This window comes from Ligilactobacillus acidipiscis (genome assembly GCF_900116935.1).
GTDB lineage: Bacteria > Bacillota > Bacilli > Lactobacillales > Lactobacillaceae > Ligilactobacillus > Ligilactobacillus acidipiscis.
Genome location: NZ_LT630287.1, coordinates 1,403,071 through 1,416,571 on the forward strand (window position 1 = coordinate 1,403,071; position 13,501 = coordinate 1,416,571).

At 39.7% G+C, this 13,501-nt stretch carries 12 protein-coding genes; 4 read left to right on the forward strand and 8 right to left on the reverse strand.

Annotated elements, in window-relative coordinates:
• The first annotated feature begins 1 nt into the window (after position 1).
• On the forward strand, positions 2 to 1,024 hold the full coding sequence (gene fni / locus BQ5903_RS06445; RefSeq protein ID WP_010494294.1) for a type 2 isopentenyl-diphosphate Delta-isomerase: 1,023 nt from the start codon (positions 2 to 4) through the stop codon (positions 1,022 to 1,024).
• Positions 1,025 to 1,106: 82 nt separating this feature from the next.
• Here the strand turns inward: fni and BQ5903_RS06450 are convergent, their stop codons facing one another.
• Genes BQ5903_RS06450 through BQ5903_RS06465 form a run of 4 tightly spaced genes read right to left on the reverse strand, consistent with a single transcriptional unit; the run spans position 1,107 to position 4,570 of the window.
• On the reverse strand, positions 1,107 to 2,486 hold the full coding sequence (locus BQ5903_RS06450) for an RsmB/NOP family class I SAM-dependent RNA methyltransferase (RefSeq protein ID WP_079579196.1): 1,380 nt from the start codon (positions 2,484 to 2,486) through the stop codon (positions 1,107 to 1,109).
• Positions 2,483 to 3,454: an ABC transporter permease gene (locus tag BQ5903_RS06455; RefSeq protein ID WP_079579198.1), complete on the reverse strand. Its 972-nt coding sequence runs from the start codon at positions 3,452 to 3,454 to the stop codon at positions 2,483 to 2,485. The genes BQ5903_RS06450 and BQ5903_RS06455 overlap by 4 nt, the downstream gene beginning before the upstream one ends.
• A gap of 21 nt (positions 3,455 to 3,475) precedes the next feature.
• The gene (locus BQ5903_RS06460) at positions 3,476 to 3,802 is read right to left on the reverse strand and encodes a metal-sulfur cluster assembly factor (RefSeq protein WP_010494311.1); all 327 of its coding nucleotides are present in this window, start codon (positions 3,800 to 3,802) and stop codon (positions 3,476 to 3,478) included.
• Positions 3,803 to 3,817: 15 nt separating this feature from the next.
• The gene (locus BQ5903_RS06465; RefSeq protein ID WP_010494313.1) at positions 3,818 to 4,570 is read right to left on the reverse strand and encodes an alpha/beta fold hydrolase; all 753 of its coding nucleotides are present in this window, start codon (positions 4,568 to 4,570) and stop codon (positions 3,818 to 3,820) included.
• 310 nt (positions 4,571 to 4,880) lie between these two features.
• Between BQ5903_RS06465 and BQ5903_RS06470 the strand changes: the two genes are divergently transcribed.
• A complete protein-coding gene (locus tag BQ5903_RS06470) occupies positions 4,881 to 5,687 on the forward strand; it encodes a Cof-type HAD-IIB family hydrolase (protein ID WP_010494315.1) in 807 nt (268 codons plus the stop codon).
• Positions 5,688 to 5,769: 82 nt separating this feature from the next.
• On the opposite strand, the gene lysA is transcribed toward BQ5903_RS06470, so the two are convergent.
• Positions 5,770 to 7,062 carry a diaminopimelate decarboxylase gene (gene lysA, locus BQ5903_RS06475; RefSeq protein WP_079579200.1) on the reverse strand — a complete coding sequence of 431 codons (1,293 nt, stop codon included), beginning with the start codon at positions 7,060 to 7,062 and terminating at the stop codon, positions 5,770 to 5,772.
• A gap of 217 nt (positions 7,063 to 7,279) precedes the next feature.
• On the opposite strand from lysA, the gene BQ5903_RS06480 reads away from it, so the two are divergent.
• Both BQ5903_RS06480 and BQ5903_RS06485 read left to right on the forward strand, forming a co-directional pair.
• Positions 7,280 to 8,710: a C69 family dipeptidase gene (locus tag BQ5903_RS06480; protein WP_056988157.1), complete on the forward strand. Its 1,431-nt coding sequence runs from the start codon at positions 7,280 to 7,282 to the stop codon at positions 8,708 to 8,710.
• Positions 8,711 to 8,725: 15 nt separating this feature from the next.
• Positions 8,726 to 9,733 carry a hypothetical protein gene (locus tag BQ5903_RS06485; RefSeq protein WP_231920821.1) on the forward strand — a complete coding sequence of 336 codons (1,008 nt, stop codon included), beginning with the start codon at positions 8,726 to 8,728 and terminating at the stop codon, positions 9,731 to 9,733.
• A 79-nt stretch (positions 9,734 to 9,812) separates the two neighbouring features.
• Here BQ5903_RS06485 and ltrA read toward each other — a convergent pair whose 3' ends face one another.
• The 3 genes from ltrA to rpsB all read right to left on the reverse strand — a co-directional run bounded on the left by ltrA (position 9,813) and on the right by rpsB (position 13,440).
• On the reverse strand, positions 9,813 to 11,198 hold the full coding sequence (ltrA, locus tag BQ5903_RS06490; protein WP_079579310.1) for a group II intron reverse transcriptase/maturase: 1,386 nt from the start codon (positions 11,196 to 11,198) through the stop codon (positions 9,813 to 9,815).
• 469 nt (positions 11,199 to 11,667) lie between these two features.
• Positions 11,668 to 12,543: a translation elongation factor Ts gene (gene tsf, locus BQ5903_RS06495; protein ID WP_056971172.1), complete on the reverse strand. Its 876-nt coding sequence runs from the start codon at positions 12,541 to 12,543 to the stop codon at positions 11,668 to 11,670.
• A 99-nt stretch (positions 12,544 to 12,642) separates the two neighbouring features.
• Positions 12,643 to 13,440 carry a 30S ribosomal protein S2 gene (gene rpsB / locus BQ5903_RS06500; RefSeq protein WP_010494327.1) on the reverse strand — a complete coding sequence of 266 codons (798 nt, stop codon included), beginning with the start codon at positions 13,438 to 13,440 and terminating at the stop codon, positions 12,643 to 12,645.
• Positions 13,441 to 13,501: the final 61 nt, after the last annotated feature.

A 13,501-nucleotide genomic window follows, 5' to 3' on the forward strand; every position in this document is an offset into this window, starting at 1 on the left:
CATGGATATTCAAGCACATCGCAAAGACGAACATGTCATCATCGCCGAAAAGCTGTACCAAGAAAGTGCTTCGAATGATCTTGGCGAAGTGCAATTGCTCTTGGATAGTCTTCCTGAGCTGTCTCTTGAGGAGATCGACATTTCAACCAAATTAGCCGGAAGAGATATTTCGGCTCCTTTTTTTATAAACGCAATGACCGGAGGAAGTCCTGAAACTGGAAAAATCAACCGTCGTTTATCAAAAATCGCGCAAGTCAATAATTTAGCATTAGCTACTGGATCGCAAAGTGTCGCTTTGCATGATAAAGAAGCCGTGCACTCTTTTAAAGTTGTACGTGAAAATGACCCGACAGGTTTTATAATTGCGAACTTAGGCGCATCTCATAGTATCGAAGACGCCTTAAAAGCAATTGAAATGACAGCAGCCCAAGCACTTGAGATCCATTTAAATCCTGCTCAGGAATTAGTCATGCCAGAAGGAGATCGTGAATTTTATTGGCTGGAACAATTAACTGGTTTGATCCGTCAAAGCCCTGTTCCCGTGATCATTAAAGAAGTTGGAATGGGTTTATCCCCCAAAACTCTAGCCAAGTTGCAAAAAATCGGAGTCCAGTATATTGATGTTGCTGGTTATGGTGGAACTAACTTTATAGAGATCGAAAACGAACGTCGCCATAGAAAAGAATATTCTTTTTTAAAAAATGTCGGCCTTTCAACAGCTAAATCATTATTAGCAGCGCAAAAGTTTTCCAACGATTTCTCGATCACCGCATCTGGTGGGATCAGGACCGCTTTGGATATTGTAAAATGCTTAGCTTTGGGCGCAGATAATGTCGGCATATCAGGTTTCTTTTTGCATACTTTGATCAAACAAGGTGATGAAGGATTAGATCGAACGGTCAAAGACTTAAAAAAACAGATAGCAAAAATAATGCTTTTACTGGGATGCAAAAATATTGCTGAACTACATGAGCAAAAAGTCATCTTATCAGCCGAATTACAAGCTTTTCGAAATCAATTATAATTAATTTGCATATAGCAAAAAGCCACAAATCAACTACCTTGGTTTGTGGCTTTTTAAATATTTTGTATTATACAACTAAAAGTCAGGCTTCAAACCTTAATCCTTTAGGAAAGAAATTTTTCACTGTACCATTAACTAATTTGCCAAATGCAAACGGCTTACCCTCACACACTAGTAGTTTCCAACCATTTCTCAAGGACGAGCCTCCAGCTAAAATCGTTTCACCATGGACATACTTCGCCCAATCATCATGTGAAACTTCTAAAATCTGACTACAATCTTGCGGCTGCAACGCTAATGCTAAAGTATATGCAGGCTCAAATCGTTTCTTTTTAAATTGTCCCAATAACAATCCTGGACGCATAAATTTCAAATGTGAGATGTCTGGCCAAGAATGCTGATAAAAGTATAAATGATCACCATAACATCTTAAGTCTGCCAGTGAAAAGTGAAATCCATCAGTCAAAACAGCAGAAAAATCCTCCCAAAGTGCTAGTTGTTCTTTCGTCAAACTTTGTCGTTGGTTCATTCGTTTCTTTTTGACTTTTTTGACTGAGACTGCAGCTTTTTTCGGACGCGTATCAGTCAACTTCGCAATAAAATGGCCGTCACCTTTGAAATGATGGGGCCACAATCTAACTGCATCGCTTAGATCTGAGTTAGAATCAGCAAATTCCGGTCGTCCATCATCCATCCCTGGGTACTTTTTTATAGGTTGGATCTGTAAAGCAGGATATTGCTCTAACAGCCATTCAACGACCTGTTCATCCTCTTCTGGTGCAAAAGTGCAAGTTGAATAGATTATCGAGCCTCCGGGGGCTAACATCTGATAAGCCGAGGTAAGGATCTCTTTTTGCCTTCCGGCACACTGCTGAGGATAATCCTTATTCCAATATGAGACTGCCTGATGGTCCTTGCGAAACATGCCTTCACCTGAACATGGTGCATCTACTAGGATCTGGTCGAAATAATCTTGAAAAACTTCGGCTAATCTAGCTGGCGACTCATTTAAAACAATGACGTTTTTAGCACCGATCCGTTCAACATTTTCTGCCAAAATCTTAGCTCGCGCATGATTGATCTCATTTGAGACCAACAATCCTTGATTATTCATCAATGAAGCCACCTGAGTCGATTTACCGCCAGGCGCAGCACAAAGATCAAGGATCCTAGCTTTAGGAGCAACAGTCACGTTTTCTGCAACATACATCGCACTCAGATCTTGACTGTAAACATAACCGCTCTGATGTTCTAAAGACTTGCCACTAACTGAACCGTAATAGCCATATTTGGTATATTCCACTGGTTTATTTAGGGCATATTGAATTTTTTGTGGATCTGATTTAAGTGGATTGATTCGAAAGCCTTTTTCTGAAGGCTGATCAAAAGTAGTGAAAAAAGCGTCAGATTCCTCACCTAGTAAATTACGATATTTATCTATAAATTCTTGCGGTAACTTCATTTACTTTTTTTAATACCCCTTTTTACAAAAAATTTAAATAATAAACTAACTGCTCCAAAGCATGATATTAAATAAAGAATTAACGCAGCATAGTTTTGAATACTAAAAGTCAAACAACCAATAAAAGTGCCCGCTAAGATGCCCAATCCGCTAAACAATGAGTAACTAGACCATTCATTCAAAGCCAATTGTGCGACCTTAGCACCTGCTTTGAGTATATGAGTATAAAATTTGTGTGAAGAAAAACGCCACAAAAAAATCTCAATTGCCATCACAGCGAAAATTCCCAAAAGACCTATCAATTCAAGCCAATGCGTAGTTGCCCATTCCCATCTAGTCATTACAAACTGTTGTGAATGGCTTTTCTGAATCTCACTGATCGGCAAAATGGCTTTGATCTCAGCAGCCTGCAAATTTTTGTCGCCATCGATCATAATATCATACTGTGATGCCTTCATCTGTTGTAACTTCTTTTGTGAAGGTGCAATAAAAATTTGCCGATCTAAATTAGAACTGATCTTTTCGCCCATGACACCTATGACGGGCACATATCTTCCGTTAAGTTTTAAATATTGCTGATCCTTGGGTTTATATAACTTTTGATTCAATTTTTGTCCAACGACAGCCACACTTAAATCAGAAACAAAATCATTTTTAGAAAAAAAGTTGCCAGACACCATTGGCGGCGTCGCGAATGACCCTTTTCCATAAAAATAGGTCAACTTTTTAGAACCACGTGGTCGATAGTGAACTTGGATGTCATCGATTTTTTTTGCATCATTTAGCTTCTGATCGATCTGAGCAGCGGTCCAATTCTTTTTAAGCCGAACTTGATACGCGTCCATTGACAAATTATGATCATTTAATTTAATTACGACGTCACGTTGCTGGATCTGAAAAAAAATAAACACGGCCAAAAAGGCTAGACAAGCGTTCAAAAATGTCAAAAAAGTTTTATTTCTAAACAAATCAGTTAACTCCTTCTAATATTAATGGATACCTAAAGCCATTTTTGCATACCGTGTCATGCGGTCGATCGTCCATTCCGGCTCCCAAATAAATTCCACATCGACTTTTTTAATTTCAGGCACATCTTTTAAAGCAGATTCAACCATATCCGCCAATATATTTGTCAGTGGACAACCAATAGTTGTCAACGTCATTTCTATCAAACACGTCCCATCATCTTCTAAATCCACATTGTAAATCAACCCCAAATTAACAATATCAATTCCTAATTCCGGATCGATCACTGTTTGCAAGTGCGCTATAATATCATCTTTGATCTCTTGAGTAGTTCTTGCTTGCTCTTGCATATCCTTCAGACTCCTTTATTGAAGATAGTTAATAAATTTTTGAACCATTTCTTGTGTTACATCATACGATAGCTTATGCTTTGCACCATGACTAATATGGATCGACACATTTTGTGCCGCCGGGATATCTTTGACTGATTTTCCAAAATTTTCAGTAAGATCACATGGTACTTTCTCATCAGCATCACCATGCCAAAAATGTAGTGGTCGTTGCATGATCTTTTCCGGATGCAACGAGAGGTCATATTTTGTCAATAATTTCAATTGATTCTTTTTATATGCTGGAGAAATTTCAACATCACTTGGCAGTGCAGACAGGATCTGTTGACAAAATTCCACAGGGTGTGGTGTGCCTGACAAAACGACCCCTGCTTTAATTTCATCATTTGCAGCCATCAACATGCAAGTCGTGATACCTCCCATAGAAAAGCCGCCAACACCGATTTGATCATTTAGTATCAGATCATGTTCTCGATAATAATTAATAAGTTGTGTAAACTCTTGGACAGACTTTAAAGGGACCTCCCAAAATGAAAGGAAATGATCCGTAACTTTTCCTTCAGCCCGTACCCCATGATACAAAGCCTCAGGTAAAATTACCCTGAATCCGCGCTTGGCCAATTCATACCCTTGAGTTAAAACGACTTCTTTGCAATTAGTCCAACCATGATAAAATACTATTAAAGGCAGCTTTTCGCTGGTGCTAACGGCATCGACTACTTCCAAGACCGGTAGACTAGCAACCTGTTTTTCACTAACGCTGATCATCTGATTCCCTCCAATTACTTAACAAACTAAATTATAGCAAAGATAGGCTAGATTATACATCCTTATTGATTTAAAGCTCCGTTAAATTTTAGTATAGCTAAACTTTTACTCTGCATGAATTTGTGTGGTCTTAAAACTTTCTTCTCATAGCTGTCTCTGCCATTAATTGATACCGCATGCATCCACGCATTACCTTTCCCAAAATAAACTTTTGGGACCACTAAATTGCTCATTTCAAACTTTAGCTGGCAAATTTTGTCTGATTATGCTAATTTTAACCTATTACCATTAAATTTAGGGGGCTTAAAACATGCAAAGAAAATTGATTTCACTTGATTTAGACGGAACGACCCTGACTTCCACCAAAAAGATCTCACCTAAAACTAAACAAATTTTACAAAAAGCCACAGATATGGGACATGTCGTTACTATCGTAACTGGTCGCTCAGATCAAATGGCCATTGATTATTATGATGAATTAAATTTGGATACACCTATGATCAATTTCAATGGTGCCCTTGGACATATGCCGCATCGTCACTGGAAGGATGCTTATGAGATCACATTTGAAAAAAAGATCGTATTAGAAATACTTGCAGCTAAAAGCACATTGGGGATCCAAGCTATTGCGGCACATGGACAAGGACTTACATTAACAGATTCGACTGATAGTTCAATTTCGCCTTTTTTCCCTGCAGCTTCGCGTTCCCAGGAAATATTAAACCAAATTAACCTGACAAAAGATCCGTCTGCGATCACAATGCTAGTCGATCCATATAAAAAAGAAACGATCACTCATCAGCTTCAACAGACTTATGATTCAGACGTGACAGTCAGCGTCTGGGGCGGCCCAGCACCAGTCTTGGAGCTTTCACCCAAAAATATCAATAAAAAAGTCGGACTTAAATCTCTTTCTAAATACTACGGCATTCCCCGCGAAGATATCATCGCTTTTGGTGATGAACAAAATGATGTTGAAATGTTAAGTTATGCTGGGACTGGTGTTGCTATGCAAAATGCTGCTCCATGGATCCGTGATATTGCCGACAATATCACACCGGTCGATAACGATCATGATGGAATTGCGCAATATTTAGAACAAAATCTTGCGTTGTGATTTATTCAATAATTAATATTAATTTAAAACTGCGAAGCTGTGGTTTTCCACAAACTCCGCAGTTTTTGCTTTTTTTCACTCATTATTCAACTTCTAGATGCAACATATCTGCATAAGTTTCTCTTTTAAGAACTAACTGTGAATGGCCATTCTCACAAAAAACGACGGCGGGACGCCCATTTCGGTTATAATTAGAAGCCATCGAATATCCATAAGCACCCGTAGAAGGTATTGCCAAAATATCCTCCGGATGGACCTCTGGCAGATCCTGATCAGCGACTAAAACATCTCCAGATTCACAATACTTACCCACAATAGTAGCTTTTTGAGTAGTCCGAGCATTGGGGGCAGCAGCTAAAAAGGCAGTGTACTTTGCCCCATATAACGCTGGCCGAATGTTATCCCCCATCCCGCCATCGACGGCGATAAAGTTACAGATCCCTGGGACCTTCTTAGTCGAACCAGTTGTATAGAGAGTTGTTGCAGCTTCACCGACCAATGAACGCCCCGGCTCGATCCAGATCTCAGGTAACATAAGGTCGTTTTTTTGTGCCTCCGCTTGAACTGTTTGCACGATAGTTTTGACAAATTGCGCGGGTCCTAACGGATGATCATCTTCATTATATTTGATGCCAAAACCCCCACCAAGATTTAAAACTTGTGCATCAAAGTTAAACTCATCTTTCCACTGTTTCAACAATTGAACCATTTTAACGGCTGCCATTTCAAACCCAGCAACTGCGAAAATCTGTGAACCAATGTGGCAATGAACACCCAGCACCTCTAAATTATCAGCATCCAGCAACATCGTCAATGCTTTTTTGGCTTGACCAGAATCCAAATCAAAACCAAATTTAGAGTTAGACTGTCCTGTTGAAATATATTTATGTGTCTCAGCTTCGATCCCTGGGGCTACTCGCAAAACTACACTTACCTTCTTATTTTGCGCGGAACAGATCTCATCTAAGAGTTCGATCTCATAAAAATTATCAACAACAATACAACCAATATTTTCTTGGACGGCATATTCTAACTCAGCCGGTGTTTTATTATTTCCGTGAAATTCGATCATTTCTGGGTCCATTCCGCCCTTTAACGCGGCATAGAGTTCTCCACCGGAAACTACATCACAACCAACATCGTATTCTGACAAAAGACGATACATAGCTAAAGAAGAAAAAGCCTTACTAGCGTACACAATTCGATGCTTGATGCCGGCATTTAAAAAAGTCTTTTTAAACGCCGCAATTTCTTGTTTTATGACACTCGTATCATAGGCAATTACTGGTGTACCATATTTTTGGGCCAATTCTATACTGTCTACTCCGCCGATTTGTAAGTGACCAGCTTGATTTTTTTGTACATTGTCAGGCAAATTAAAGACCTCCACTAAATAGCAAATTCTCAAATAAATTAAATTCTTTAATCAGTATCTTACTTAAAGTAGCGGTAAAAAGCAATATCTCCAATCTAAAAACAAAAATAGATATCCAGCCTACTATAATTTAAGAAAATTTATGATAAGATAGCTATAAATAAGAGATTTTTGCAAACATCCAAAAACTACCTACTAGTTATCAAAGGAGAAAATAATGCCATTTAATAAAGATGATTTTTCAGCATGTACCAGCATTCTAGCCGGTAAAAAGGCCACAATCGATGGTTCAACAATTATTGCAAGAAACGAAGATTCTAAAAGTGCTTGGCCTAAGCATATGCAGATCCATGCCCACAAAGAATATAGTGAACCCCAAAAGTTCGTTTCACCAGACAATGGTTTCAAACTTTCTTTGCCGACTGTTCGTGCAAAATATTCTGCGACACCGGAGTGGACCGATAAATTTGGTGTCTTCGAAGAAGATGGAATAAATGAGTACGGTGTAGCCATGAGTGCTACAGAAAGCGCCTACGCCAACGAACGTGTTTTGGGCTATGATCCGCTCGTTAAGGACGGTATCAGTGAAGAAGCTATGCTGACAGTTATTTTACCGTATGTCCACACTGCGCGTGAAGGTGTAAATCGATTAGGAGAAATAGTAGAAAAATATGGTACCAGCGAAAGCAATGGTGTCTTATTTTCTGACCAAAATGAAGTTTGGTATCTCGAAACAGGGAGTGGCCACCAGTGGGTCGCACAACGAATTCCAGATGATTCTTATGCGATAGTGGCTAATCAATTAGCCATCCAAGAAATCGATTTTTCACAACCAAATAATTTTATGTATGCCAAAAATATACGGACATTTGTTTCTGAGAATCATTTGAACCCCCAACCAAACAGTTTCAATTTTCGCAATATTTTTGGCACTCACGATCTTTCAGATGAAATATATAGTACACCACGGGTGTGGTATGGTCAAAAAGTATTCAATCCTGAAATAAAGCAAGAACCTATGAGTCAAGATTTGCCTTTTATTAGAAAAGCTGACCGCTTATTAGGCCTAGACGACTTCAAATATGTCTTGGGCTCACATTTTCAAGATACGCCTTATGATCCGCTCGGCTTTGGAACAGAGGAACAGAAGCATAAATTCCGCCCGATCAGCCTGGCAAAAACTCAAGAATCTCATATTTTGCAGCTCCGTCCTGAGCTTCCTACTGAAATCGCTGGAATTCACTGGTTGGCTATGGGCGTCACTGCCGAAAGCATTTTCATCCCAACATACGCCGGAACGACAGATGTCCATCCAGCCTACAAAGTCGGTCAGCAAAAATATAGCAATGATTCAGCTTATTGGGTATATAAACTTGTTGGTGTCTTAGTTGACGGACATTATACCGAACTCCAAGAATTCTTGAAAGATGCTCAAAAAAATACAAATATCGCACTCAGCAACTTATTGCACCACAGCGACCAAGAAGCCTTGAAATTAACTGGAACGAAATGCACTGAGTATCTAACTCAGCAAAGCATTAAAATGCAGCAACTAGGCTTGGAAAATATGCAACAGCTGATCAGCGAACTAGTAACTGCATCAACAGACCTATCAGTTTTGAACTTTAAAACTGACGCAAACCTGTAAATTTTATTAAGGGTGGTGAATCATTTGCCTGACAATTATCTAACTTTAAACTCTGAACAAACGCGGATCCTTTGCGACCCGATCTTGACTGATGATACCGACTTAGGGGAACATGACTATATCATATTGACTCACATAGATTTTGATACTTTAGATTTATTAGATAATTATGTTGGTTCTAAACCAATTTATTTATCATTTGAGCTTTTTAAATTAATTCAGAAACTAGTCAGAGTTGATTTATTGGAACCAGTTCAAGCAAATTTGAAAATTTTACCTTATAACTATTCTGTGAAATTAGGTGGTATTCAAATGGCTGCCTTTAAAAATGACGATGGCCAATTTGGCAGTTTCACTCTAATTGCCAGAGGAAGTCATAGTACGATCGGGTATTGCGACTCATTTTACAGCCACGGAAATCACAAAAAAAGAATCAAAAAGTGGAAAAAGGCCTTCCGAGAAAAGCAGTTGGACACCTTGATCTTGGGTTCCAAAATTGCGCCGATCTCCGAGCAAAAAAACATCCTATCAGAAAACGGGATGCAAGAAATGTTGCTGAAGTTTATCACTAAAAATCCAGCAGACCAGCCTTTAACCGCCTTACTATCTCCTTTTGACCCAGAACGCCTATACCGCTATGATAAAACGGCTAAACAAAACCAGCGTCCGATCGTCTGGGATAAAAATTATCTGCAGTTACTTGAGTCTTTTTATCCATTCGCTGAATTCTTTAGTGCTAAAAATTTACCGACCACAGCTCAAAGTATTATCGTTCAGGTCGAACAAAGCCAACAGTTGAAACATATGAATACTTTCTTGGACCCCGCTTTACTTCACCCGAATGCTGTAAATATTGCTGGCTTGATCTACCAAAAACATCTGTGCGCTCTTACATTAGCCGAACTAAATGAATTCGTGTCATATATTGATCCCGGCCAAGTGATCATGAAAGAAGATCGCAGCTTAGCACAAGATCATTCGATCCCGCAAAAATGGTTACGTTCCTTGGAATTAACGATTTAAAAATCGGGTAGGAGATAGTTCACACTATCGACCTCCCACACCACCGTACGTACGGAACCGTATACGGCGGTTCAACAACTTAAGCTTTTGCTTGAATAGACTGGTACAGTTTGGACAGATTTATTAGCCCACGCTGTGCCAGTCTTTTATTAGTTATGGTCATCAACAGTGTTTTACTGTGCGCGTTGCGCCAGTATCCCTTACGAGTATTGACGTAGATTTTCGCCTGTTTGGGTGTCAAGCCTAGTTTAATCAATGCTTTATAACGGGTTCCGATATTCTTCCACTGTTTCCAGATATACTGGCGGATGCGCGAGCGCAACCATTTGTCTAGTTGTTGGAGAAAGATTTTCATCTTCCCAATGGAATAATATTGGATCCAGCCCTGCATTTTCTGCTTAATTTCATGCAGAATCCTATCAAGGCTGACGCCTCGGCTTCTCTTGGTGATTCTTGTCAATTCCTGTTTAATTCTCTGTTTAGGTTTTTGATGAGGACGCGGGTAGGCGCTATTGCGTCCCACACCCAGAGAAAAACCTAGAAACTTCAGTCTTAGTGGAGAACCGACTTGCGTCTTTTCTGCATTCACTTCAACTTTGAGTTCCTTTTCTAAAAACTGGGTGATGCTTTTGAGAACCCGTTCACCCGCACGCTTACTTTTAACATAGATATTACAGTCATCCGCATAGCGTACAAATTTATGTCCTCTTCTGGTCAATTCTTTGTCCAGCTCGTTCAGATAAATATTTGCTAGTAATGGTGAAATATTGCCACCTTGCGGTGTACCTTTAGCGGACTTCTCGAAAAATCGACCATTCATCACACCACTCGTCAAGAACTTACGAATCAAATGCAAGACCCATGGCTCACTAATGTAATTTTCAACAAATTTAATTAGTAAATCATGGTTCACATTGTCAAAATAGGACTTTAAATCAAGGTCGACCACGTAGTGATAACCCTGATTATAATAAGCAACCACCTTTTTCACAGCACTTTGTGCACTGCGGTGTGGTCGAAAACCATAACTATTATCTGAGAATACTTTTTCAAAAATAGGAGACAGTTGCTGTTGTAACGCCTGTTGAACCACACGGTCAACGACCGTTGGGATTCCTAACTGACGTTTCGAACCATCTGGCTTAGGAATCTCAACTCGTTTGACAGGTTGGGGTTCATAGCTTTCGGTTCGCAAGGCCTCGATTAGTTTTACGTTATTCTCTTTCAAGTATGGGCCAAGTTCCTCAACGGACATGCCGTCAATTCCTCCAGCCCCTTTATTACGCTTGACATGGACAAAGGCCCGATTTAAATTATTCCGGTCTAAGACCTTCTCACGTAATAAGCCATTTTGAGTTCTCTTTTCACCAGAAACAACGCTACGCGCTCCTGTTTGCTCTGACCCTTCCAGGGTTACCCTCCGCAGGTAGTCAGCTTTATTTTCTGTTTTCTGCGATTGTCGTATTGTTTCCACCTCCAGGATGAATCAAAATTATTGTTGTTCAGCCCTTCACCATTACTGGCTACTATGGCCTCGGCTGACTTCTGTCATGGACAACTCAACATTACTATTGAGCCTGTTCCTGCCAGAAATAACTTCCAGCTTGAGAGAACTACCATGACAGACCTCCCCGGGTAAGAGCAGTAGCTTTCGCATCAAACCGTTGGCTTTACTGTGACGGTTTCGAGTGGTCAGGGACTTCGATTTGTTAGGCAATCTCATCCCACCGTTTCCAGCCTTTTAGCCACTTCTTGTTCATCGATTCGATGTTTCGTCTAGGACTTCCTTCAGATTCTACCTCACGATAGACACCCTTGTCTTCGACTCGTGATACCGGCCACTACGGCTCACAGCGGACTTACACCGCCTAGTTACTGCCCATGCCGGGCGCACCCAAAAAAAAGAAAGCCGCTTGGCTTTCTTTTTTCGGTTCTTACTTAATTTGGCTCATAACATCTGAAACAAAATCTTCTTGCTTCTTTTCGATACCTTCACCAACTTGGAAGCGAACAAAACTCTTAACTTTACCATTTTTAGATGCAACATACTTAGCAACTGTTTGGTCTGAGTCTTTAACAAAGTCTTGATCATCCAAGGTAATTTCCGCAAAGTACTTATTCAAACGGCCACTGACCATCTTTTCGATGATTTTTTCTGGTTTACCTTCATTTTTAGCTTCTTCAGTCAAAACTTCTTTTTCATGAGCAACTTGTTCTTCAGGAACTTGATCACGGCTCACAAACTTAGGATTGATAGCAGCAACGTGCATTGCAACATCCTTAGCTGTTGACTCATCGGCACCGGCAACAACTACCAGTGTAGCGATAGAACCACCCATATGCAAGTATGCACCAAAATTGTCACTATCTTCTTTTTCAACGATTTGGAAACGACGCAAGCTAATTTTTTCACCAATAACTTGTGTTGCTTCGATCAATTCATCGTTCAAAGTCCCTTTGTCTGTTTTCACAGCTAATGCTGCTTTAACATCAGCAGGTTTGCTTTCTAAGAGAACTTCACCGATATGCTTAACTAAGTCTTTGAACTTAGCATTTTGTGCAACGAAGTCAGTTTCTGCATTAACTTCAACGATCACTGCAGTATTGCCTGAAACAGTAACACTGGCCAAACCTTCAGCAGCAACACGATCACTCTTCTTAGCAGCTTTAGCTATTCCTTTTTCACGTAAGAAATCAATGGCTTTTGCCGAGTCACCTTCTGTTGCGACTAATGCTTTTTTGGCGTCCATCATACCAACACCTGTTTTATCACGTAATTCTTTTACTTGAGAAGCAGAAATTTTTGCCATAACTCAATGGCCTCCTTATTAAATATTTTCTTTAAAAAAGCTGCCTCAGACCATTAGGCAAACTTACCCAACATCTAAGACAGCCTAAGTTGAAATTAACTATTCAGCATCTTTATGACCATTGTTGCCTTCAACAGCTTCAACGATATCTTCGATGGAATCTACTTTTTCATCTTTTTTGACGAATGTTTCTTCGGTAACTTGATCATTTTCTTCGCCCTGGTTTGCTTCGATGATAGCATCTGCCATCTTAGATGTGATCAAACGTACGGCACGAATAGCATCATCGTTTGATGGGATCTTAACGTCGATCTCATCAGGATCAGCGTTTGTATCAACCATAGCAACGATCGGAATGTTCAATTTTTGAGCTTCCTTAACTGCAATTCTTTCTTTACGTGGATCAACAATAAAGACTGCATCTGGAATACGAGGCATGTCTTCAATACCACCAAGGAACTTCTCGAGTTTTTCCATTTGTTTGGTCAACTGAGCAGCTTCCTTCTTAGGTAAGATATCAAATGTGCCATCTTCAGACATTTTCTTTAAGTCTTTCAAACGTTTGATACGTGACTGGATAGTATTCCAGTTAGTCAAAGTACCACCTAACCAACGATGGTTAACATAGTATTGACCAGCACGAGTTGCTTCTTCTTCGATCGAATCTTGTGCCTGTTTCTTTGTACCAACGAAAAGAACAACACCATCATTTTCGGCTGTTTCTTTCATAAAGTTATAAGCTTTATCGATCAACTTAACTGTCTTTTGTAAATCAATGATATAGATACCATTACGTTCTGTAAAGATATACTTCTTCATCTTAGGGTTCCAACGACGTGTTTGGTGTCCAAAATGCACACCAGCTTCAAGCAATTGTTTCATAGTAATAACTGCCATTACTAAATACCTCCGAATATAGTTTTTTTCCTCCCCTGCATTCATTTGGCGAGAACTTATA

Coding starts and splice junctions, on each gene's coding strand:
- BQ5903_RS06460 (WP_010494311.1), bottom strand. CDS start 3,802: ATGCAAGAGCAAGCAAGAACTACTCAAGAGATCAAAGATGATATTATA.
- BQ5903_RS06480 (WP_056988157.1), top strand. CDS start 7,280: ATGCCATTTAATAAAGATGATTTTTCAGCATGTACCAGCATTCTAGCC.
- rpsB (WP_010494327.1), bottom strand. CDS start 13,440: ATGGCAGTTATTACTATGAAACAATTGCTTGAAGCTGGTGTGCATTTT.
- fni (WP_010494294.1), top strand. CDS start 2: ATGGATATTCAAGCACATCGCAAAGACGAACATGTCATCATCGCCGAA.
- BQ5903_RS06450 (WP_079579196.1), bottom strand. CDS start 2,486: ATGAAGTTACCGCAAGAATTTATAGATAAATATCGTAATTTACTAGGT.
- tsf (WP_056971172.1), bottom strand. CDS start 12,543: ATGGCAAAAATTTCTGCTTCTCAAGTAAAAGAATTACGTGATAAAACA.
- BQ5903_RS06470 (WP_010494315.1), top strand. CDS start 4,881: ATGCAAAGAAAATTGATTTCACTTGATTTAGACGGAACGACCCTGACT.
- BQ5903_RS06465 (WP_010494313.1), bottom strand. CDS start 4,570: ATGATCAGCGTTAGTGAAAAACAGGTTGCTAGTCTACCGGTCTTGGAA.